The following is a 21,407-nucleotide window of genomic DNA, read 5'->3' as shown; positions in this document are numbered from 1 at the left end:
GAAGCCACTCGCTTATTTTTGTGATGATAGTCACCATGCATAACAATGATTGCATTTGTTTTTCAAGAAATAGTGATTCACATCACATTAACAAGTTATATTCGCGGTCACAGAACAAAAGATAGCCGCTTTCAGGCACTGTGCTTTATTAACGTTCAGTCTAAGAGTCTATATTTATCGATGCGCTAATAAATAAGGGTACGGAGAATACCATGACCACCACCAAACAACCCGGATTCGCACCTGCAGCCTCGCCGCACGCCTCTACCGCCGTCCATACGTCGGATGAGCACATTACCGCCGGAGAAACCTCGATCCCATCGCAGGGCGAGAATATGCCTGCCTATCACGCCCGCCCGAAAAACGCTGACGGCCCGCTGCCGATCGTTATCGTGGTGCAGGAAATTTTCGGCGTACATGAGCATATTCGCGATCTGTGCCGCCGCCTGGCGCAGGAAGGCTATCTGGCGATTGCGCCAGAACTCTACTTCCGCCAGGGCGATCCGAATGAGTACAACGATATCCCTACCCTGTTCAAAGAACTGGTCACTAAGGTGCCTGACGCACAGGTGCTGGCGGATCTCGACCACGTCGCCAGTTGGGCGGCACGCCACGGCGGCGATGCCCATCGTCTGCTGATCACCGGTTTCTGCTGGGGCGGTCGCATCACCTGGCTGTATGCCGCGCATAACCCGCAGTTGAAGGCAGGCGTCGCCTGGTATGGCAAACTGGTGGGAGAAAAATCGCTGAATTCGCCAAAACACCCGGTGGATATCGCCGTCGATCTCAACGCGCCGGTACTTGGCCTGTACGGCGCTAAAGACGCCAGCATTCCGCAGGATACCGTCGAGACCATGCGCCAGGCGCTGCGGGCGGCAAATGCGAACGCCGAGATCGTGGTCTATCCCGAGGCCGATCACGCCTTTAACGCCGACTATCGCGCCAGCTATCACGAAGAGTCAGCCAAAGACGGCTGGCAGCGGATGCTGGACTGGTTTGCTCAATATGGCGGTAAAAAAGGGTAACTCGCCTGATACATGAAAAGAGGAGGCAGTGGCCTCCTCTGTTGTTTTCCGCGTATCTATCAGGCTGATTCGCGCAGATTCTGCGCCGCTTGCACCATGTTAGCCAGCGCGGCGCGGGTTTCCGGCCAACCACGGGTTTTCAGGCCGCAGTCCGGGTTAACCCACAAGCGCTCCGCCGGAATACGCTGCGCGGCCTTCTCCAGCAACCCTTCAATCCACTCCACGCTCGGTACGTTTGGCGAGTGAATATCATAAACGCCCGGGCCGATTTCGTTCGGATATTCGAACTCTTCAAACGACTCCAGCAGTTCCATGTCAGAACGCGAAGTTTCAATGGTGATGACGTCGGCATCCAGCGCGGCGATAGAATCCATGATGTCATTAAACTCGCAATAACACATGTGGGTATGAATCTGGGTGTCATCCTTAGCAACCGCGGCGTTGATGCGGAAAGCTTCGACGCCCCACTGTAGATAAGCATCCCAATCACTGCGCTTCAGCGGCAGACCTTCGCGCAGTGCCGGTTCATCAATCTGGATAATACCGATACCGGCCGCCTCCAGATCCGCCACTTCATCGCGCAGCGCCAGCGCAATCTGCTTCGCGATGGTTTCACGGCTGACATCTTCGCGCGGGAAGGACCAGCACAGAATGGTCACCGGACCGGTCAACATGCCTTTGACCGGCTTGTCGGTAAGAGACTGCGCGTACTTCGCCCATTCGACGGTGATCGCCTGCGGACGGCTGACGTCGCCGATAACCACCGGCGGCTTCACGCAGCGAGAGCCATAGCTTTGCACCCAACCGTTTTGCGTAAAGATGAAACCGTCCAGATGTTCGCCGAAATACTCCACCATGTCATTACGCTCGGCTTCTCCGTGCACCAGCACGTCTAAACCCAGACGTTCTTGTTCGACGATCGCCTGCTTAATATGTTCGGCAATACCCGTCCGATAATGACTGGCATCAAGATTGCCCTTTTTGAAGTCCAGACGTAGGGTACGAATTTCGGTTGTCTGCGGGAATGAACCGATCGTCGTCGTCGGCCATGCTGGCAGGTTAAAGCGCCTGCGCTGCGCCTGTGCGCGCTCGGCATAAGGACTGGCGCGCTGGCTGTCCTGGGCGGTGATTGCCGCCAGCCGTTTTTCCACTGCCGCGTTGTGTACGCGAGTCGAATGGCGACGAGCCTGGATTGGCGCGCTCCACGCCTCGATCGCCGTCGTATCACCGCTGTTCAGCGCATCGCGCAGCAGCGCCAGTTCGCCGCACTTCTGCAGGGCGAAAGCAAACCAACTTTTTACTTCGGCATCAAGACGGGTCTCTACGCTCAGATCGATCGGGCTATGCAGCAAGGAGCAGGAAGAGGCGACCCATAGCTCACGTTGACCGACAATCGCCTTAATTTGCGCATATTTTTCCGTGAGATCGGCGCGCCAGACGTTACGACCGTTGATCAGCCCGGCGGATAACAGCCAGTCGGCCGGCAGACGTTTATGTAGTTCAGCAACATCATCTTTGCCATGCACCAGATCGACGTGAAGCCCCTGTACCGGCAGCGCGGTGATAACATCAAGGTTGTCGGCGATCCCTTCAAAATAGGTAGTCAGCAGTAGTTTTACCTGCCCCTGCAGGGCCTCATAAGCCGGTTTAAAGGCATCCAACCATGCTTGCGGCAGCTCCAGTACCAGCGCCGGTTCATCAATCTGCACCCACTCAATGCCGCGTTTCGCCAGCTCGCCCAGTGCCTGCTGGTAAACCGGAAGGATATCGTTCAGCAGGCTTAAACGGTCAAACTGTTCGCCTTTTACTTTGCCCAGCCACAGATAGGTTACCGGCCCCAGCAGTACAGGCTTAATCTTGTGGCCCAGTGCCAGCGCTTCGTCCACTTCATCCAGCAGTTGGGTCCAGCTCAGCTTGAACTGCTGGCCCTGGACAAATTCCGGCACCATGTAGTGATAGTTGGTATTGAACCACTTGGTCATTTCCGCGGCGGCAGCGGGTTCGCCGGTCGGCGCGCGGCCGCGACCAATGCGGAACAGAGTATCGATATCGACGGTGCCGTCTTTGTTCTGATGACGAGCCGGCACGTTGCCCAGCAGCAGGCTGGTGGTCAGAACATGGTCGTACCAGGCAAAATCGCCCACCGGCAGCAGATCAATGCCAGCCTGTTTCTGCTGCTCCCAGTGACGAGCACGAAGTTCGCGACCTACCGCCAACAGCTCTTCACGCGTGGCGTTGCCCGCCCAGTAGCTCTCTTGCGCTTTTTTCAGCTCGCGGCGAAGGCCAACGCGAGGAAAACCGAGGGTGTGATTAATAATGGTCATGTGTTCTTCCTCTAATTAATTATTAATCCAAAGGATTTTGTATTTAGGGAAGGCGGCAAGTTTGCCTCATCCCCAGGAGCTTACTGAAGTAAGTGACTGGGGTGAGCGGACGCAGCCAACGCACCATAAATTCAAAAGACGAAGGATTTTAGCCATCCAGATGTTTACACATCCATAATGTAAAGGTACTGTATATTCCTCAAGCGCAAATTATTCATGCCGAAGTGAAGGACATTCATGATCGAGATTAAACACCTGAAAACGCTACAGGCGTTGCGGAACAGCGGTTCGCTGGCGGGCGCGGCGGCGGCCCTGCACCAAACCCAGTCGGCCCTGTCCCACCAGTTTAGCGATCTGGAACAGCGCCTTGGCTTCCGTTTATTTGTGCGTAAAAGCCAGCCGCTACGCTTCACGCCGCAAGGAGAAATTCTGCTGCAGTTGGCCAATCAGGTGCTGCCGCAGATCGCTCGCGCGCTACAGGATTGCAATGAACCACAGCAAACCCGTCTGCGGCTGGCGATTGAGTGCCATAGCTGTATTCAATGGCTCACCCCGGCGCTGGAAAGCTTCCGCGCCCGCTGGCCGCTGGTGGAAGTTGATTTTCAGTCCGGCGTCACCTTTGACCCGCAGCCAGCCCTGCAGCAGGGTGAACTCGATCTGGTGATGACCTCAGATATTTTGCCGCGTAGCGGCCTGCACTATTCACCGATGTTTGATTATGAAGTTCGTCTGGTGTTAGCTCCGGAACATCCGCTGGCGGCGAAAACGCGCATCTCCCCGGAAGATCTGGCTGCGGAAACGTTACTGATTTATCCGGTACAGCGCGGGCGGCTGGATATCTGGCGCCACTTCCTGCAACCGGCGGGGATCAGCCCACAGTTGAAAAGTGTCGATAACACGCTGCTGTTGATTCAGATGGTCGCCGCGCGGATGGGTATCGCCGCCCTGCCGCACTGGGTGGTGGAAAGTTTTGAACGCCAGGGTTTAATTGTCACCAAAACCCTGGGAGAAGGACTGTGGAGCCGGCTGTATGCTGCAGTGCGCGATGGCGAGCAACGCCAGCCGGTAACAGAAGCGTTTATTCGCTCAGCGCGGAACCACGCTTGCGATCATCTGCCGTTTGTACGGAGTGCGGAGCGACCCAGCGGCGATGGACCCATAGCGAAGCCAGGATTACCAGCGCGCCAATGATAAAGCTCGGCCAGTGGGGCTGCTCCTGCCAGATAGCGAGATTAACCAACAGCCCGGCGGGGACGTGAACGTTATTCATGATCCCCAACGTACCGGCATCCACCTGCGTCGCGCCGTAGTTCCACATGAAATAACCCAATCCGGAAGCAACCACGCCAAGCCAGACCAGGATTCCCCACTGCAGGCCGGTAGTCGGCAACCTCTGCGGATTGCCCAGCATAAACCACGCCGCTACCGCCACAATAAAGGCGCCGGCATAGAACCAGGTAAAAGCATTGTGTTGCGGCATCGGGCGGACTTCCATCAAACGCTTGTAGCCCACCATGCCGATGGCGAAGCAGATATTCGACAACTGCACCAACAATAGCCCGGTCCAGAAATGATCGCTGACTTTGTCATAGCGGATGATCGCCGCCCCTAATACCGCCAGCGCCGCGCTAAGCAGATAGCCCCAGCGCAGTTTACGACCGCTGAGCAGATCGTAAATCAGGGTGATATACAGCGGGGTAAAGACCGTAAACAACAGAAATTCCGAGACCGTCAGATAAAGATAGGCGCGGAAAGCCAGCAAATACATGATGCCAAGCTGCATCGCCCCCACTAGCATATAGAGTACGATGGTGCGCGGAGACTGGCCGCGCGTACGCAGGAAAGGCAAAAACACCAGCGCTGCCAGCCCCACGCGCATCAGCACGGAAAAATAGCTATCGACGCTACCGGCAAGGTATTCGCCAATCAGGCTAAAAGAAAAGGCCCACAGGATAGTGGTGATAATTAATAGCGCCACAATGGTCGTCTCATTGAATAAAGAACAGGCATTGTAGCGGAGAGAGAGGTTGACGACTGACCAGTTATTAGCCAGTCGTCAATCTTTATCAATCGAGGTACAGCTTGCGTAGGTAATGCGGTACGGCATCATCGGCGTTGCTGCCGATCACTTCCAGCTCAGGATGCAAATCCTTCAACCGCTGATGGGCGTTCGCCATGATGCAGCCTTTACCGGCCATCGACAGCATCTCGGCATCGTTCATGCCGTCGCCAAAGGCGATACACTCTTTGAGGCTGTAGCCGAGCATTTTCGCGACGGCCTCCAGCGCATGCCCCTTCGAAACACCGCCAGCCATCACTTCAAGACAAGTTAGTGTGGAGAAACTCACATTCACGCGGTCGCCCCAGCGCGCGTTGATAGCCTGCTCAAGCGGCAGCAGATGTTCATGATCTTCACAAGTGAAGAAAACTTTGCTGATGCCATCCGCATCCAGCTCGCCCGGTTCATAAAGCTTGTAGTTGAACACCGCCTCTTTGAAGAAGCGCATCTCTTCCGGGCGATGGCGATTCATAAACCATTCATCTTCACGATAGACGTTGGTCACAATCTTCACATCGTTACGCACCATCTCAAACAGATCGCTGGCGATATCGCGGTCGAGGTTATGAGCGAAGATTTGTTTACCTTCGCTATCGTGTACCCGCGCGCCGTTAGAGGTGATCATGTACGACTTAATGCCGAGATTATCGCGGATCTGCCCCACATCGATGTAGTGGCGGCCAGTGGCGAAAACGAAATTTATCCCGCGCGCGGTGAGTAGCTTCAGCGTCTCTTTGGCATAGGGGGTGAGGAAATGGTCGGGGGAAAGCAGCGTGCCATCTAAATCAGACGCAACAACCTGGTACATAAAAAATTTAACCTCTAAGCAGGGCGACGAGATCTATCGTCGGATTAAGTATGTCGATTGAAAAAATCGACGATGGCATTTAGCGCGACTGAGCGCATAGCGTCCTTTTCAAAAAGGATCTCGTGATATGCCCCTTCAATAACGAGCGGCTTATCGCCTTCACAAGGGTGCCCGGCAGCGGAACGGAGTTCACAATAGCGGTCGTGCATCAGGTTATCGACCACCTTTTCATCCTCGGCCTGAATCAATAACGTCGGAGTCGTATCTTTCTCAACGCCAGACAATATCTCTTCGCCGGCCAGAATACCTTCGCGCACCCAGTGATAGGTCGGCCCGCCGACGCGCAACCGCGGATCGTCGGCATAAAAACGCAGGTTGCGACGATAGCGTTGGCGACTGTGAGTCAACACATTGAGCGAAAACGGCAGCGCCCGCCAGCGGCCCGTACCGATGGCATACTCTTCACGAATACGCTGATGGCCCTCAGCCCAGTCGAGAATATGGCGCACCATCCAGTCCGGCAGGCGCATGATGATGCCAAACATTGGCGCGCATAAGGCAATGGCGTCGCAATGCTGCCGGTGACGCTGCAAGAACAGCGTGGCAATGGCGCCGCCCATCGAGTGGGCGAGAATAAAACGTTTACGCCAGTGGCCGGGAACCACTTCCTGCTGCCAGAGCGCAGCCAGATCGTCAACATAATCGCTAAAGCGCACAACATGACCGCGGTGGGTATCAGACAGTAACCTACCGGAGCGCCCCTGGCCGCGATGATCGATAATCATCACGTCAAAGCCGCTGTGGAAGAGATCGTAGGCTAGTTCGGCATACTTCACGTAGCTTTCGATGCGGCCGGGGCAAATGACCACCAGCCGGTCGTTATTTGCGGCACAAAAGCGCACAAAGCGTACCGGAACCTTATCGACGCCCGTAAATTCAGCTTCTTCCCGCTGATGCCAGAAATCCGTCAGCGGCCCCATGGTAAAGGCCGCAAACGCGTTTTCTCGTGTGTCCCAGTCCTTTTGCTGCCCAAACATCGGGTTTACACCCCTGTTAACCGCTGAAAATCGTTTTTTTGTCGCACATCACACAATGCTGATGCAATAGCGTATTGTGGCATAAAAATAGACAATCAGGGAGATTCTCATGACCTTCGAGTGGTGGTTCGCTTATCTGCTGACATCAATCATTCTCAGCCTGTCGCCGGGTTCCGGCGCGATCAATACCATGACCACATCCATCAACCACGGCTATCGCGGCGCGGCGGCCTCTATTGCCGGCCTGCAAACCGGATTGGCCATTCATATCGTGCTGGTCGGCGTCGGTCTGGGCACGCTCTTCTCCCGCTCGGTACTGGCATTCGAAGTGTTGAAATGGGCGGGCGCGGCCTATCTTATCTGGCTGGGGATCCAGCAGTGGCGGGCGGCGGGTTCAATTGACCTGAATACGCTGGCGCGAACTCAAAGCCGCGGTAAGCTCTATAAACGCGCGGTGTTCGTCAATCTGACCAACCCAAAAAGTATCGTCTTCCTCGCCGCGCTGTTTCCCCAGTTCATCGTCCCGCATCAGCCGCAGGTGATGCAGTACCTGGTACTCGGCGTCACCACCATTGTGGTCGATATCATTGTGATGATCGGTTACGCGACGCTGGCGCAGCGCATTGCGGCCTGGATTAAAGGTCCGAAGCAGATGAAGGCGCTGAATAAAGTGTTTGGCTCGCTGTTTATGCTGGTGGGGGCGCTACTCGCTTCCGCCCGTCACGCCTGAATATAAGCTGGCACAGCATGTGCCGCAGCATGGAGGAATGCTAATGACTCTGGCAGAAACGTGGCTCGCAGAAGGCAGAGAGAAAGGTATCAAAGAAGGCATCAAAGAAGGAAAACGACAGGCCCTTTTACAGGTCGCCGCAGCAATGCTCAATCGCGGCATGGATGACGATGCTATCCTGGAAATGACCGGTTTGACCAGGGATGAACTACAGCAGCTTCGTCACTAATGTCTGCCCCACCCGGCAACAAACCGGGTGGATAATCGCATGACGAGTTAGCGCGAAATGATCAGATGAATGCCGAAACCGGCAAACAGGGTTCCTGCGATGCCGTCTATCCACTTTGCCATCCGCTGATAGCCGCGGCGCATTTTCGGCAGTGCGAAGAGGCTGGCTACGATGGTGAACCACGCCAGCGTTTCAAGGACGATCAGCAGGAAAATCCCCCAACGCGCACCGGCGCCGATGTTATCGCCAACGAACAGTGAAAAGACCGAACCGAAGTAGATAATCGCTTTCGGATTGGCGAGATTGGTCAGCAGGCCCTTCAGGAAACTGCGCCCGCTACGCGCCAACTCAACCTGCGGTTCCGCCGTGACAATGTCGTTTTTCTTCAGCGCGCCGCGCAGCATTTGATAGCCCATCCAGCACAGATACAGCCCACCGCCGACCATAATCAACGTATGCAGCCAGGCCATTTTCTCGATAATCAGATGCAAGCCGAGCAGCGCTACGCCCGCCCAGACCATCACGCCGCCGGTGATCCCCAGCACGCCCATCATCGCCTCTTTGCGCGAGCGGCTCACCGCGGTTTGCGAAACGAAGAAAAAATCCGGCCCCGGACTCATTAGCGCAATGATGTGCACCAGCGCCACGGTGAGAAAAAGCATCAACATGTTTAACTCGCAGGGAAATAGTGAAGAAGGAAACTATTCTGGCACCTTTTCCCGCGGCTGACTACTCATCATCGCCATCGACATGAGCACGTATCAGCGCCATGAATTCTTTACCGAAGCGCTCAAGCTTGCGGGTCCCCACGCCGTTGACGCTGAGCATTTCCCCGGCGGTGAGCGGCGACTGTTCGGCCATCTCAATAAGCGTCGCGTCGTTAAAGACGACATAGGGTGGGATATTCTCCTCGTCGGCGATCGCTTTACGTAATTTACGCAGCTTGGCGAACAGCTTGCGGTCATAATTGCCGCCGAAGGATTTCTGCATCGCTTTCGGTTTTAGCGCCACGATACGCGGCACGGCGAGCTGCAGCGGGACTTCACCGCGCAGTACCGGACGCGCGGCCTCGGTGAGCTGCAGCGCGGAGTGCTGGGCAATATTTTGCGTCACCAGCCCGAGGTGGATTAACTGGCGAATCACGCTCACCCAGTGCTCGTGGCTCTGCTCGCGACCAATACCGTACACCGGCAGTTTATCGTGGTTCAGGTCGCGGATACGCTGATTGTTGGCGCCGCGGAGTACTTCAACCACGTAGCCCATCCCGAAGCGCTGATTCACCCGATAAATAGTCGAAAGCGCCTTGCGCGCGTCCATTAAGCCATCGTACTGCTTTGGCGGATCAAGACAGATATCACAGTTGCCGCACGGCTCCTGACGCCCTTCGCCAAAATAGTTCAGCAGCACCAAACGGCGACAGGTCTGCGCTTCGGCAAAGGCGCCCATCGCATTCAGCTTATGACGTTCAATATCCTGCAGCGGCCCGGCGGGCTTCTCCTCCAGGCAGCGGCGCAGCCACGCCATATCCGCCGGATCGTAAAACAGCATCGCTTCCGCTGGCAGCCCGTCACGCCCGGCGCGGCCGGTTTCCTGATAATAGGATTCAATGTTGCGCGGGATATCAAAGTGCACCACAAAACGGACGTTCGGTTTGTTAATGCCCATACCGAAGGCCACCGTCGCCACCACGATCTGCAGATCGTCGCGCTGGAATTTCTCCTGCACGTCGGCACGAATATCATTTTCCAGACCAGCATGGTAGGCCGCCGCGCTGATGCCGCGGCTTTGCAGCCTGGCGGCGGTGTCTTCAACTTTAGAACGGCTGTTACAGTAGATAATCCCTGATTTACCGCGCTGATCCTGGACGTAACGCATCAACTGATCGAGGGGCTTAAATTTCTCCATCAGCATATAGCGAATATTGGGGCGATCGAAGCTACTGACCTGAATCAGCGGATCGTTGAGCCCCAGCAGGCGAACAATATCGCGGCGGGTGGTGTCATCCGCGGTGGCGGTGAGCGCCATAAACGGAATATGCGGCATCCGCTGGCGCAGCTGGCCCAACGCGGCATATTCCGGGCGGAAATCATGGCCCCACTGCGAGATACAGTGCGCCTCATCTACCGCCAGCATCGCTAAGTTCCAGTGGCTCAGATGCTCGAGAAAGTTGTCCAGCATCAGGCGTTCCGGCGCGATATACAGCAGACGAATCTGCCCGCTGCGGCAGCCCGCCATCACTTCTTGCTGCTGCTCGCGGCTTTGCGTTGAATTAAGACAGGCCGCGGCGACGCCGTTCGCCAGCAGTTGATCGACCTGGTCTTTCATCAGCGAAATCAGCGGCGACACGACAACCGTCAGGCCGCCGAGGACCAATGCAGGTACCTGGTAGCACAGCGACTTACCGCCGCCTGTCGGCATCACTACAAGGCAATCGCGGCCTTCCAGCGCCGTGGCGATGATCGATTCCTGGCCCGGGCGGAACTGCTGGTAGCCGAAGGTCTCTTGTAAAACCTGCTTAGCCAGCGATTCCTGATTTAATACTTCCGCCTGTGCCACGTTGACCCCATTCGCCTGAAAAGAAAACAGGCGCTATTTTCAGCGCCTGAGAGCCAGAGTGCAACGATTAAAACAGATCGTTGAGCATCACACCGACGCCGACGCGCGTCTGATTGAAGTTATAGTCGATGAGCGACTCGCCATAACCGCTGTACACCTGAGTATAGGCGCGCACGTGCTTGGTAATAGGGTAACTGACCCCGATTTCCGCGCCGCCGTAGCCGGTATTCCAGTTATATTGCCCCTGAGCGCTAAAAATAGCCTCCCCCAGCTGGTAGCCAATCTTCAGGCGGTAGTAACCCATGTATTTGGTGATATCGGGGTTATCATCGGTACTGCCGACCACATACCACGGCTTCACTTCAACCAGCCAGTTACCGTTTTGCGCCATCAGGCGAGTATACAGGCGGTTCCAGCTACGTGACGTTGGATCGGAACGGCCGTTAGAGTCGTGGTTATAGCCGACTTCGATATCGCGCAAGGTCCAGCCGGCAAACTCATAATCCGTCGCGAAACCAAGGAAGAGCTGAGGCTCGTAGTTGGTTTCGCGAAACGGCGCCGAGCCTTTACTGTTAGAGAGCTGCCACCAGGATTTTTGCGTATAGGAAGCGCCAAGCAGCGAATTATCGCCGAGAATACCGCGCCATAACGGGAACGCCAGGCTGAGCTGGAACTTCACCTCATCCTTACGCGCGTCATCGGCCCAGTCGTAACTACGAATTGCCTCTTTATTGAGATCGCTGGTCCATGTATAGAGCAGATAGTTGCTCTCATAAGGATAAAGCAGGAACGGATTATCATGATCCTGCAGCAGGTTGGCGATAATACTGCCCCGTACCGCGGGTTTGTCATGAACGGTTTGTTCAATCGGCGCGTCCTGCGCCAGAACGCCTGCTGGTAACGCGCTAAGCGCCAGCAGCCAGGCTAAAGAGATACGCATTACTGTTCTCCTGATGAATGGTTCTTATTAATGTTTTGTCCTGCTGCCATTCTACCTATTTATCCACCTCCCGCTGCGTTATCGCCTCCGAAAGTGGAAATCAATATTTTTGAAGCATAAAATCAACATTTCATTAACGAATGGACCTCTGCTATGTCTGAACTGACCGCCGCCGCCGCGCTAAAGCTGGTGGGAGAGATTTTTGTTTATCATATGCCTTTTAACCGTGCCCTAGGGCTGGAACTGGAACGGTATGAAAAAGAGTTTGCCCAGCTCAGCTTTAATAATCAGCCGATGATGGTTGGTAACTGGGCGCAAAGTATTCTGCACGGCGGCGTTATTGCGTCTGCGCTGGATGTCGCCGCGGGGTTGGTCTGCGTCGGCAGCACCCTGACTCGCCATGACACCATCAACGAAGAAGAGCTGCGCCAGCGTCTCTCGCGGATGGGAACTATCGATTTGCGCGTCGATTATTTACGCCCTGGCCGCGGCGAACGCTTCACCGCGACCAGCAGCCTGCTGCGTGCCGGAAACAAAGTCGCCGTGGCTCGCGTCGAGCTGCATAACGAAGAGCAGGTTTATATCGCCAGCGCCACAGCCACCTATATGGTGGGTTGATTGCCGCAGATCGAGTAACATCACTCTCTTTGGCAATGGATTCTACCAATGGACGCAAAACAAACGCGGCTGGGCATTATGCTGGCCCTGGCCGCCTATTTTATCTGGGGTATCGCGCCCGCTTACTTCAAGCTTATCGACTACGTTCCCGCTGATGAAATCCTGACGCATCGCGTGATCTGGTCCTTCTTCTTTATGGTGGCGCTGATTAGCTTCAGCCATCAGTGGCCACAGGTAAAAAAGTTGCTGCAAACGCCGCATAAAGTGTTCCTGCTCGCGCTGTCGGCGGTGTTGATCGGCGGCAACTGGCTGCTCTTTATCTGGGCGGTCAATAACCATCATATGCTGGAAGCCAGCCTCGGTTACTTTATTAACCCGCTGGTTAATATCGTGCTCGGGATGATTTTCCTCGGCGAGCGCTTCCGCCGCATGCAGTGGCTGGCGGTTGTGCTGGCTGCCTGTGGCGTGCTGGTGCAACTATGGACCTTCGGTTCGCTGCCGATCATCGGTCTGGGGCTGGCGTTCAGCTTTGCTTTCTACGGACTTGTACGTAAGAAAATCGCCGTCGACGCGCAAACCGGGATGCTATTTGAAACCCTGTGGTTGCTGCCGGTCGCCGCGATTTATCTGTTTGGCATAGCCGATAGTCCAACCAGCCATATGGGACAAAATAGCTGGGCGCTCAATGTGTTGCTGATGGCTGCTGGCGTGGTGACGACCATCCCCCTGCTGTGCTTTACCGGTGCGGCAACCCGCCTGCGCCTGTCAACGCTGGGCTTTTTCCAGTACATCGGCCCGACGCTGATGTTCCTGCTGGCGGTCATTTTTTACGGCGAGGTGCCGGGTGCCGATAAGATGCTAACCTTCGCTTTTATCTGGGTAGCGCTGGCGGTGTTTATCGTCGATGCCCTGTATACCCAACGCCGGTTACGTAAAAGCTAAGTACGCTCTTCTTCGTTGATACCGATCGCCATCAGGCGATCGGTTTATAGCCACCCATGCATATTCATGATAGCGTAATGGGATTATTAATGGATTAATAAACAAAAATGATATTTAAGGACGTTCTATGTATTTTACTACCGGAGATTTGCTCCTGGCATTAGCCATTCTATTTTTTATTTATGCCTCTCCTGCCATTTACATCGCTCCGGTGCTTTATGCCATGATAAAGGCTGGCAATGACCGCCCGCAACTCAAAATCATAGCATTGGTCAATGTTGTCACTATCATCAATATTACTTTCTATTTATTTACTTTGCCACTCGATTTTCACGATGAGAAAATTAATTTTTTCGCCCTTAGCCTGTTTATTTTCTCACCTGCCGGCTGGTCGCTATTTTTCAAAATGCAGAGCAACACCAGAAGGATCACATACCTGACATTATTCATATGTTCTTTATTGATTTATAATATCTATTACTATCCCCAGAAGATAGCGCAAGATAACACAACACGGATGGATACCTTGCTGCAGCAGGGAGATATTAGCAAGCTCAAAACGACATTTCGCAGTGGATGTCCGGATAACCAAAGTAATCTCTTCTGGTTACACATGATGTTCTCAAATGAAGTCTATCCCGAAAGCGCTTTTCTCTACCTTATCGACTGCGCCAACGTAACGAGCGAAGCGGGTAAACATACTGATGCGCTTAACGAATATTATCTTAAGGCGCTGCGGTCTCAAAATACCAATTCCAAATTATTAAATCTGGCTATGCATCGTTTCTATGCTGAGTTAAATCAATATGACAAAGATAGAATCGCCAGTTCTCTGCTCATGGATATTAACACCACTGATAATGCGAAAAGCAGGCAACTCAGCGCCGAGCGTATTAACGCAATCATAGCGTCTCATCCTGACTTTAAAGCGTTTATTAAAGTTGATGATAAACACATTGAAAACTTGATTAAAAATGGCCGTCAGTTTTCGATAAATTATCTGCGGTCATTTTACACCACGAAAAAAAGCAACTATTTACTGGCTATCGATGTGCTCAATAACAATCCGGAACTTATTAATAAAATTAAAAACAACAGGAACATTCTCAATACTTATCTCTTCAGCGAACAGGGAGGGATTTGGGAAACTCGAGACGTAGAACTACGGAGCTATATTTTTTACTACGGTTCAAAAGCATTAATCCGTTATTTGCTGGATAACAATCTGGATAACACCCACACATTCGATCATCAAAAATCCATTTACAATCACAGCAGCCACCAGGACGAAACGGTCTGCGCCAACTATCTGACTAAGTACATCGATTTTAATCCTCAACTAACCGAGAGTGAAAAAGAAAGCCTGGAAGCAGAACTCCGCAATCGCAGTGAATGCCCGGCCAGGTAGTCGAGTCTGATGAGATAACAACGCGGCTTTCAGGGGGAAAGCCGCGGCGGGTTTACAGCCAGTTTTTACGCTTGAAGTAGAGATACGGCGCCAGGCCTGCCAACATCATAAACACGATGGCTCCCGGATAACCAAAGCTCCAGTGTAGTTCCGGCATAAACTCAAAGTTCATCCCATAGCTGGACGCCACCAGCGTCGGCGGCAGGAACACGACCGAAACCACCGAGAAGATCTTGATAATGCGGTTCTGCTCGATGTTGATAAAGCCCATCGCCGCCTGCATCAGGAAGTTCACCTTCTGGAACAGCGATTCGTTGTGCGGCAGCAGGGATTCGATATCTCGCAGGATCTCTCGCGCCTGTTCCAGCTGGCCTGCCGGCAGGCGCGCCTTCCGCACGAGGAAGTTTAGCGCGCGCTGGGTATCCATCAGACAGAGGCGAACCTTCCAGCCGATATCTTCCAGTTCCGCCAGCGTCGACAGCGCTTCGTCGTACTCGTCGCCCTGGTGGCCTTCCATAATCACGCGGCTCAGCTTTTCCAGGTCGCTGTAGATGTTTTCTATCTCATCCGCCAGCTGTTCGATTTTGGTCTCGAACAGATCTAACAGCAGCTCATAGGCGTTGCCGTCGACCAGCGTCTGGTTACGCACGCGCATGCGGTACAGGCGAAAAGCGGGTAGTTCACGCTCGCGCAATGTAAACAGGCGGCCTTCGCGGATGGTAAACGCCACGGTTGAGTTACCGGCGTGATCGTCGGCATCTTCGAAAAAGAAAAAGGAGTGGATGTGTAAACCATCTTCGTCTTCAAAGAAACGCGCTGACGCTTCGATGTCTTCCAGTTCCGGGCGCGTCGCCAGGTTCTGGCCTAACTCCGTTTGCACACGGCTACGTTCGTCATCGTCTGGCTCGACCAGATCGACCCACACCGAGCTGGCAAGATGCTTGATCTCATCGGCCTCAAGGCGCGTTAAACGATTATTTTCCAGTTGAAATGCGCTCAGCATGACCGGGACTCCCAATACAAAAAATTTATCGGACAGTTCGATGGGCACACAGAAACTATTTGGGTTTCAGACCATTAAGCCTGACTCAGAGCGACGGGAATAGGACGGGTCGCCGACAACCGCTAAGGCTATCGGCATAAGGGGATAGCCTTAGGAGTTGTTCCTGAATGACAGGAAGTTGAGCCAGCATCTACTGGGTGTGTCCAAGGCGAATGTCCTCTTAGCGTAATCGTGCGCGCATGTTACGCCAGCGCCAAAACGGCGTCAACACGCAAGGGAACGCTAAAGAGCAAATCCTGCCCTTTAGCATATAAGGCTAGCAGATTATTACAAAAAAATTATATTTTTCTTAAAGTTACACCGTTTCCAGCCGGGCATAGGCGGCGACCAGCCATTTAATTCCCTGCCCCTGGAATGCCACCTGCAGCCGGCTATGTTCACCGCTGCCCTCAAGGTTTACGATGGTGCCTTCGCCGAACTTCGGATGCCGGACCCGCTGGCCCAGCTTATAGCCGGTATCGTTCTCCGCCACCGGAGTACCGAGGCGCTGATGGTTAACCGGGCGGCTCACCGTAGCCCGCAGCCGCACCTCTTCCACGCACTCTTCCGGCAGCTCGCCGATAAAGCGCGATGGGCGATGGTAAACCTCTTTGCCGTACAAACGACGGGTTTCGGCGTAGGTCAGCGTCAGTTTCTGCATCGCGCGCGTCACGCCGACGTAGGCCAGACGACGCTCTTCCTCCAGACGACCGCCCTCATCAAGCGCCATCTGGCTCGGGAACATCCCCTCTTCAACGCCGACGATAAACACCTGCGGGAACTCCAGCCCTTTTGCCGAGTGCAGAGTCATCAGCTGTACCGCATCCTGCCAGGTATCCGCCTGCCCTTCGCCGGCTTCCAGCGCGGCGTGGGAGAGGAACGCCTGTAGCGGCATCAGATCTTCATCTTCTTCGTTGTAGCTGAACTGGCGCGTCGCCGTCACCAGTTCCTCTAAGTTTTCGATGCGGGTCTGGCCCTTCTCGCCTTTTTCCTGCTCGTACATCATACGCAGGCCGGAATCTTTAATGACCCGGTCAGTCTGGACATGCAGCGGCATATCGGCGGTTTCCTGCGCCAGCGCGTCGATAAGCTCCATAAAGCGCTGCAGAGCGCTGGCAGCGCGGCCAGCCAGCGCTTTCTCTTTCAGTAGCTCGCGGCAGGCCTGCCACAGCGTCAGCTGACGATCGCGCGAGGTCTGGCGCACCACATCCAGGGTACGATCTCCGATACCGCGGGTAGGCGTATTGACTACGCGCTCAAACGCCGCGTCATCGTTGCGGTTGGCAATCAGGCGCAGATAAGAGAGCGCATCTTTGATTTCCTGACGTTCGAAGAAGCGCATGCCGCCGTAGATACGGTAAGGCATGCTGGCCTGTAGCAGCGCCTCTTCCAGCACGCGCGACTGGGCGTTGCTACGATAGAGAATGGCGCACTGCTCCAGCGCTCCGCCGTTCTCCTGCCAGGTTTTAATTCGGTTAACCACGAAACGCGCTTCATCGAGATCGTTGAAGGCGCAGTACAGCGAAATGGGCTCGCCGTCGGCGCCGTCGGTCCACAGTTTTTTGCCCAACCGCCCGTTGTTGTTTTCAATCAGGGCGTTGGCGGCGCTGAGAATATTGCTGGTCGAACGATAGTTCTGCTCCAGACGAATAGTTTCCGCCCCCGGGAAGTCATTCAGGAAGCGCTGAATGTTTTCAACCTGCGCGCCGCGCCAGCCGTAAATCGACTGGTCATCATCGCCGACAATCATCACTTTGCCGGTATCGCCCGCCAGCAGGCGGATCCAGGCATATTGAATGTTATTGGTGTCCTGGAATTCGTCGACGAGAATATTGGTGAAGCGCTCGCGGTAGTGCTGCAGGATGTGCGGTTTGTTCAGCCACAGCTCGTGCGCGCGCAGCAGCAGCTCGGCGAAGTCCACCAGCCCGGCGCGATCGCAGGCTTCCTGATAGGCCTGATACACCTTCTGCCATGTCTGTTCGACCGGGTTGCCGTAGCTCTGAATATGGTGCGGGCGCAGCCCTTCATCTTTTTGGCTGTTGATGTACCACATCGCCTGACGCGGCGGCCATTGCTTCTCATCCAGGTTCATCGCCTTAATCAGGCGCTTCAGCAGGCGCAGCTGGTCTTCGCTATCGAGGATTTGGAAATCCTGCGGCAGGTTGGCATCCAGATGATGGGCGCGTAGCAGGCGATGGGCCAGGCCATGGAAGGTGCCGACCCACATACCGCCCTGGGTGGTGCCCATCAGTTGGCCGATACGGTGGCGCATCTCCGCCGCCGCTTTGTTGGTAAAGGTCACCGCCATAATGGAATACGGCGAGCAGTTCTCCACGCTCAGCAGCCAGGCGATACGGTGCACCAGTACGCGCGTCTTACCACTGCCCGCCCCTGCCAGAACCAGCATATTGGTGCGCGAGGCCGCTACGGCTTCACGCTGTTTGTCATTAAGGCTGTCGAGCAGGTAAGAAACGTCCATTGGCACCGCCGGAAGAGAAGGGGTTCCACGAACCCCTGTTAATATATACAGAGTTACTGGTGATTATATCAGCGAGGTCAGAGATGCCAACCGTGAAATTTCAATATGCGGCAGCAGGCGGCTATCGGCGGTTTTCATCAACGACGCGTCCTGCGGCTTGATCCAGCAGGCCTGCATTCCACAGCGAATAGCGCCAGCCACGTCGGTGGTCAGATCATCGCCGACGTGCAGAATCTGCCCGAGGGGTAAATCCAGGCGCTCCGCCGCCAGATGGTACATATCGGCAAACGGCTTGGAGCGACCATCCGGGCCCGCGCGCAGCACGAAACGGAAATAGTCATTCAGCCCGAACAGTTCTGGCTGAGCGTTACCGTTGGTGATAGCCACCAGCGGCCATTTCTGCGCCAGCTTCGCCAGCGTATCGTGCGTCTCCTGCGGCACGTCGACGCGACTGCGCCAGTGGGCGAAGTTTTCCATCGCCGCATCGGCGCCGGCTTTCGCCTCGGCGGCGGAGAGCCCGGCATTACGCATCCCTAACTCCAGCGCGCGGTGGCGCCAGACGGTGACATCGTGATAAATCTCAGGTTCTGAGGACAATAGCGTTTGTCGCAGTTGATTAAGCGCATGGGCATCAAACTGGCTCAGCGCCGGATGGTAATTGCGCACAAACGTCAGCGATTCCTGCATCGTCCGGTCAATCACCGGGCGGTTATCATAAAGGGTGTCATCCAGGTCGAACGTCAGCGCGGAGATCGGGCCCAGAGGTCGGTAAAAACGCATTATTTCCCCCGTTTAGCGCGCGGATGCGCGGCATCGTACACCGAGGCAAGGTGTTGAAAATCGAGATGGGTATAGATTTGGGTGGTGGAGAGATTGGCATGCCCCAGCAGCTCCTGCACGCCGCGCAGATCGCCGCTCGACTCCAGCATATGCGTCGCGAAGGAGTGCCGCAGCTTATGCGGATGCACGTGGCTATTGAGCCCCTGCTTGATCCCCCATTCGGCAAACCGCTTCTGCACGTTGCGCGCTGAAATTCGCTTACCCAGCTTCGACAAAAACAGCGCGTCGTCATCACCGCCGAACAGGCCGCGCAAATCCAGCCAATGTTCGATCCACGCCACCGCGTTGCGTCCAATTGGCAGACGGCGCTCTTTGCTGCCTTTACCCATCACCCACACTTCCCCTGACTCAAGATCAAGGTGCTGAATATCAAGGTTAACTAACTCAGAAAGACGCAGCCCCGCGCCGTACATCACTTCCAGCATCGCCCGGTCGCGCACCGCGAGCGGGTCGTTAAGGTCGATATCCAGAAGCCGATTCACATCATCAACGTCGATATTTTTCGGTAAGTGGCGGGGAATTTTTGGCGCCGCAATCCCCTTCGCCGGGTTAGCCGCTAACTCGCCCTGGCTGACCATCCAGTCGAAGAAACTGCGCAAGGCGGAAAGCCGCAGCGCCAGGCTCGCCGGGCCTAAGCCCGCGCGGCGGCTGCGCACGGCAAAGCTACGTACCTGAGCGGCGTCACACTGCTGCCAGCTTTTTAAGCCAGCATCATCCGCCAGCGCGATCAGCGCTTCCAGCTGACGCTGGTAATTCGTGAGCGTAATCGGGCTAAGCTGGCGCTCTACGCCGAGATAGCGCAGGAAGCGGTCGACGCAGGCGAATAGCGGGGAGTCGGTCATGCGCGTTCAATCCAGCGCTCCAGCAGGCCGGGCAGCATGCGCGCAATCTCCTGCAGTAGCTGCGTCCCCTGACCTTGCTGATAATGTTGTGGATCGCGGCTGCTGAAGAACATCACCCCCGGCGCGTCGTCATCGCCCAGTAGCGACATCGCCACCGAGCCGATAGCTTTCGCATCCGGCAGCACCACCAACAGCTCTGGCCCGTTCAGCGGACCAAGATAGTGACGTGCCTGGCCCAACCGTTGGATACGAATGGGTTCGAACGCCTGCCGGCTCAACGCCAGATGGGTGAATTTAGACGGCGCGCCGAGATGCCAGCTGTCCGGAAACAGGCGCACCGTCGCGCCCGCCAGACCCAGCTCGCGCGCCCAACGATGAAAGCGGTTGAGCATTTCATCCAGGCTATCGGCGGACGCCAGGCGCGTCTGGAGATGGAACAGGCGCTGAAACAGGCTTTGATTGGCCGTCGCCTGTTCCATCAGCAGCGTCATATTTTCTTCCAGCACGTTGATATGGTTACGCGCCCGCAGCATATGCCACTCGACCAGCGAGATGGTGCCGCGCACCGGATGCGGGACGCGGATATGCTCTACCTGCGCTGCATTACGAATAAAGAACTCAGGATTTTGCAGCAGATAATCTACTACCGCGCTGTCGTCGAGCGCTGTGGCGAGTTCCTGCTGTTCTTCCCCGATCTGTTTCATAGATGAATAAATCCGTCGTAGACGTGTGCCGCCGGGCCAGTCATATACAACGGTTGACCCGGACCTTTCCAGGCGATGTCGAGACGCCCGCCTGGCAATTCCACGCGTACCTCTTCGCCGAGTAATCCCTGTTGGATACCGACCGCCACCGCCGCACAGGCGCCGCTGCCGCAGGCCTGCGTTTCACCTGCGCCGCGTTCATAGACGCGCAGACGAATATGAGAGCGTTCCACTACCTGCATAAAGCCGATATTGGCGCGTTCCGGAAAACGTTCGTGGCTTTCCATCACCGGACCGAGGGTTTCAACCGCGGCGGTGTCCACGTTATCGACCTGAATCACGCAGTGCGGGTTGCCCATTGAGACGACGCCGCACAATACTGTCTGTTCAGCCGCGCGCATAATATAGGTCTTTTCCGCTTTGTTGGCGCGGAATGGGACCTGAGACGGCTCGAAATTCGGCTCGCCCATGTTAACGCGCACCAGATCATCTTCCGTTACGCTTAATACCATACGCCCATTGGCGGTGCTCACACGGATATCACGTTTATTGGTCAGGCCTTTTAAACGGACAAAGCGGGCGAAGCAGCGCGCGCCGTTGCCGCACTGCGAGACTTCGCTACCGTCAGCATTGAAGATACGGTAGTGGAAGTCCAGATCGGGATCGTACGGCGGCTCGACAACCAGCAGCTGGTCGAAGCCGACGCCAAGATGCCGATCCGCAAGGCGACGAATCAGCTCCGGTGAGAAGAAAACATTCTGCGTTACCGCATCAACAACCATGAAGTCGTTGCCGAGGCCATGCATTTTAGAGAACTGCATTAT

19 protein-coding genes and 1 pseudogene are annotated in these 21,407 nt (G+C 55.3%); 7 read left to right on the top strand and 13 right to left on the bottom strand.

The features are described from left to right. Window positions 1-212: 212 nt before the first annotated feature. Complete coding sequence (locus ABLU80_RS22435; protein ID WP_015368850.1) at window positions 213-1,025, top strand: dienelactone hydrolase family protein; 813 nt, start codon at window positions 213-215, stop codon at window positions 1,023-1,025. A 59-nt stretch (window positions 1,026-1,084) separates the two neighbouring features. Here the strand turns inward: ABLU80_RS22435 and metE are convergent, their stop codons facing one another. Further along, window positions 1,085-3,349, bottom strand: coding sequence for a 5-methyltetrahydropteroyltriglutamate--homocysteine S-methyltransferase (gene metE / locus ABLU80_RS22430; protein ID WP_348850485.1), 2,265 nt, complete (start codon window positions 3,347-3,349; stop codon window positions 1,085-1,087). 237 nt (window positions 3,350-3,586) lie between these two features. Between metE and metR the strand changes: the two genes are divergently transcribed. Beyond that, window positions 3,587-4,540, top strand: a complete 954-nt coding sequence (gene metR / locus ABLU80_RS22425) for an HTH-type transcriptional regulator MetR (RefSeq protein WP_015703991.1) — start codon at window positions 3,587-3,589, stop codon at window positions 4,538-4,540. On the opposite strand, the gene ABLU80_RS22420 is transcribed toward metR, so the two are convergent. The 3 genes from ABLU80_RS22420 to pldB all read right to left on the bottom strand — a co-directional run bounded on the left by ABLU80_RS22420 (window position 4,428) and on the right by pldB (window position 7,253). Further along, window positions 4,428-5,327, bottom strand: coding sequence for a carboxylate/amino acid/amine transporter (locus ABLU80_RS22420; RefSeq protein WP_348850484.1), 900 nt, complete (start codon window positions 5,325-5,327; stop codon window positions 4,428-4,430). The two genes, metR and ABLU80_RS22420, sit on opposite strands and share 113 nt — an antisense overlap. A gap of 88 nt (window positions 5,328-5,415) precedes the next feature. Continuing rightward, entirely contained in the window at window positions 5,416-6,216 is an 801-nt protein-coding gene (yigL, locus tag ABLU80_RS22415) for a sugar/pyridoxal phosphate phosphatase YigL (protein ID WP_015368853.1), read from the bottom strand. Between the two features lie 44 nt (window positions 6,217-6,260). Next, complete coding sequence (gene pldB, locus ABLU80_RS22410; protein WP_015703989.1) at window positions 6,261-7,253, bottom strand: lysophospholipase L2; 993 nt, start codon at window positions 7,251-7,253, stop codon at window positions 6,261-6,263. Window positions 7,254-7,362: 109 nt separating this feature from the next. Between pldB and rhtB the strand changes: the two genes are divergently transcribed. Further along, complete coding sequence (gene rhtB / locus ABLU80_RS22405; RefSeq protein WP_015368855.1) at window positions 7,363-7,983, top strand: homoserine/homoserine lactone efflux protein; 621 nt, start codon at window positions 7,363-7,365, stop codon at window positions 7,981-7,983. 7 nt (window positions 7,984-7,990) lie between these two features. After that, window positions 7,991-8,212, top strand: a pseudogene (locus ABLU80_RS22400) (ISNCY family transposase); the annotation flags it as partial. A gap of 47 nt (window positions 8,213-8,259) precedes the next feature. Here ABLU80_RS22400 and rhtC read toward each other — a convergent pair. The 3 genes from rhtC to pldA form a co-directional block, all read right to left on the bottom strand. Continuing rightward, window positions 8,260-8,880: a threonine export protein RhtC gene (gene rhtC, locus ABLU80_RS22395; protein ID WP_032709539.1), complete on the bottom strand. Its 621-nt coding sequence runs from the start codon at window positions 8,878-8,880 to the stop codon at window positions 8,260-8,262. A 61-nt stretch (window positions 8,881-8,941) separates the two neighbouring features. After that, entirely contained in the window at window positions 8,942-10,768 is a 1,827-nt protein-coding gene (recQ, locus tag ABLU80_RS22390; RefSeq protein ID WP_015368858.1) for an ATP-dependent DNA helicase RecQ, read from the bottom strand. Window positions 10,769-10,835: 67 nt separating this feature from the next. Beyond that, complete coding sequence (gene pldA / locus ABLU80_RS22385) at window positions 10,836-11,708, bottom strand: phospholipase A (RefSeq protein ID WP_032709537.1); 873 nt, start codon at window positions 11,706-11,708, stop codon at window positions 10,836-10,838. Between the two features lie 153 nt (window positions 11,709-11,861). Between pldA and yigI the strand changes: the two genes are divergently transcribed. The 3 genes from yigI (at window position 11,862) to ABLU80_RS22370 (ending at window position 14,676) form a co-directional block, all read left to right on the top strand. Then, a complete protein-coding gene (gene yigI / locus ABLU80_RS22380) occupies window positions 11,862-12,326 on the top strand; it encodes an acyl-CoA thioesterase YigI (RefSeq protein WP_004097567.1) in 465 nt (154 codons plus the stop codon). Between the two features lie 48 nt (window positions 12,327-12,374). Next, complete coding sequence (rarD, locus tag ABLU80_RS22375; protein ID WP_063445769.1) at window positions 12,375-13,268, top strand: EamA family transporter RarD; 894 nt, start codon at window positions 12,375-12,377, stop codon at window positions 13,266-13,268. A gap of 127 nt (window positions 13,269-13,395) precedes the next feature. Continuing rightward, a complete protein-coding gene (locus ABLU80_RS22370; RefSeq protein WP_348850483.1) occupies window positions 13,396-14,676 on the top strand; it encodes a hypothetical protein in 1,281 nt (426 codons plus the stop codon). Between the two features lie 52 nt (window positions 14,677-14,728). Here the strand turns inward: ABLU80_RS22370 and corA are convergent, their stop codons facing one another. The 6 genes from corA to dapF form a co-directional block, all read right to left on the bottom strand. After that, window positions 14,729-15,679 (bottom strand): magnesium/cobalt transporter CorA, encoded by a 951-nt coding sequence (gene corA / locus ABLU80_RS22365; protein WP_002883400.1) that lies wholly within the window; start codon window positions 15,677-15,679, stop codon window positions 14,729-14,731. Window positions 15,680-16,034: 355 nt separating this feature from the next. After that, complete coding sequence (gene uvrD / locus ABLU80_RS22360) at window positions 16,035-18,197, bottom strand: DNA helicase II (RefSeq protein WP_015368861.1); 2,163 nt, start codon at window positions 18,195-18,197, stop codon at window positions 16,035-16,037. 63 nt (window positions 18,198-18,260) lie between these two features. Further along, window positions 18,261-18,977, bottom strand: a complete 717-nt coding sequence (yigB, locus tag ABLU80_RS22355) for a 5-amino-6-(5-phospho-D-ribitylamino)uracil phosphatase YigB (protein ID WP_015368862.1) — start codon at window positions 18,975-18,977, stop codon at window positions 18,261-18,263. Continuing rightward, on the bottom strand, window positions 18,977-19,879 hold the full coding sequence (gene xerC, locus ABLU80_RS22350) for a tyrosine recombinase XerC (RefSeq protein ID WP_015703983.1): 903 nt from the start codon (window positions 19,877-19,879) through the stop codon (window positions 18,977-18,979). The genes yigB and xerC overlap by 1 nt, the downstream gene beginning before the upstream one ends. Next, window positions 19,876-20,583 (bottom strand): DUF484 domain-containing protein, encoded by a 708-nt coding sequence (locus ABLU80_RS22345; RefSeq protein ID WP_015368864.1) that lies wholly within the window; start codon window positions 20,581-20,583, stop codon window positions 19,876-19,878. Before ABLU80_RS22345 ends, xerC begins: the two co-directional genes overlap by 4 nt. Further along, window positions 20,580-21,404, bottom strand: a complete 825-nt coding sequence (gene dapF / locus ABLU80_RS22340) for a diaminopimelate epimerase (protein WP_015368865.1) — start codon at window positions 21,402-21,404, stop codon at window positions 20,580-20,582. Before dapF ends, ABLU80_RS22345 begins: the two co-directional genes overlap by 4 nt. Window positions 21,405-21,407: the final 3 nt, after the last annotated feature.

Origin of the sequence: Klebsiella sp. CN_Kp104, from assembly GCF_040064515.1 — a bacterium.
In the GTDB taxonomy this organism is placed as follows: domain Bacteria; phylum Pseudomonadota; class Gammaproteobacteria; order Enterobacterales; family Enterobacteriaceae; genus Klebsiella; species Klebsiella aerogenes.
Note: the sequence above shows the minus strand (reverse complement) of the source record. Positions and strands in the feature narration are given on the sequence as shown.

Excerpts from the sequence above, each read along its gene's own strand:
- ABLU80_RS22435 (WP_015368850.1), top strand. The coding sequence starts at position 213 with ATGACCACCACCAAACAACCCGGATTCGCACCTGCAGCCTCGCCGCAC.
- metE (WP_348850485.1), bottom strand. The coding sequence starts at position 3,349 with ATGACCATTATTAATCACACCCTCGGTTTTCCTCGCGTTGGCCTTCGC.
- metR (WP_015703991.1), top strand. The coding sequence starts at position 3,587 with ATGATCGAGATTAAACACCTGAAAACGCTACAGGCGTTGCGGAACAGC.
- yigL (WP_015368853.1), bottom strand. The coding sequence starts at position 6,216 with ATGTACCAGGTTGTTGCGTCTGATTTAGATGGCACGCTGCTTTCCCCC.
- pldB (WP_015703989.1), bottom strand. The coding sequence starts at position 7,253 with ATGTTTGGGCAGCAAAAGGACTGGGACACACGAGAAAACGCGTTTGCG.
- rhtB (WP_015368855.1), top strand. The coding sequence starts at position 7,363 with ATGACCTTCGAGTGGTGGTTCGCTTATCTGCTGACATCAATCATTCTC.
- rhtC (WP_032709539.1), bottom strand. The coding sequence starts at position 8,880 with ATGTTGATGCTTTTTCTCACCGTGGCGCTGGTGCACATCATTGCGCTA.
- pldA (WP_032709537.1), bottom strand. The coding sequence starts at position 11,708 with ATGCGTATCTCTTTAGCCTGGCTGCTGGCGCTTAGCGCGTTACCAGCA.
- yigI (WP_004097567.1), top strand. The coding sequence starts at position 11,862 with ATGTCTGAACTGACCGCCGCCGCCGCGCTAAAGCTGGTGGGAGAGATT.
- rarD (WP_063445769.1), top strand. The coding sequence starts at position 12,375 with ATGGACGCAAAACAAACGCGGCTGGGCATTATGCTGGCCCTGGCCGCC.
- ABLU80_RS22370 (WP_348850483.1), top strand. The coding sequence starts at position 13,396 with ATGTATTTTACTACCGGAGATTTGCTCCTGGCATTAGCCATTCTATTT.
- corA (WP_002883400.1), bottom strand. The coding sequence starts at position 15,679 with ATGCTGAGCGCATTTCAACTGGAAAATAATCGTTTAACGCGCCTTGAG.
- uvrD (WP_015368861.1), bottom strand. The coding sequence starts at position 18,197 with ATGGACGTTTCTTACCTGCTCGACAGCCTTAATGACAAACAGCGTGAA.
- yigB (WP_015368862.1), bottom strand. The coding sequence starts at position 18,977 with ATGCGTTTTTACCGACCTCTGGGCCCGATCTCCGCGCTGACGTTCGAC.
- xerC (WP_015703983.1), bottom strand. The coding sequence starts at position 19,879 with ATGACCGACTCCCCGCTATTCGCCTGCGTCGACCGCTTCCTGCGCTAT.
- ABLU80_RS22345 (WP_015368864.1), bottom strand. The coding sequence starts at position 20,583 with ATGAAACAGATCGGGGAAGAACAGCAGGAACTCGCCACAGCGCTCGAC.
- dapF (WP_015368865.1), bottom strand. The coding sequence starts at position 21,404 with ATGCAGTTCTCTAAAATGCATGGCCTCGGCAACGACTTCATGGTTGTT.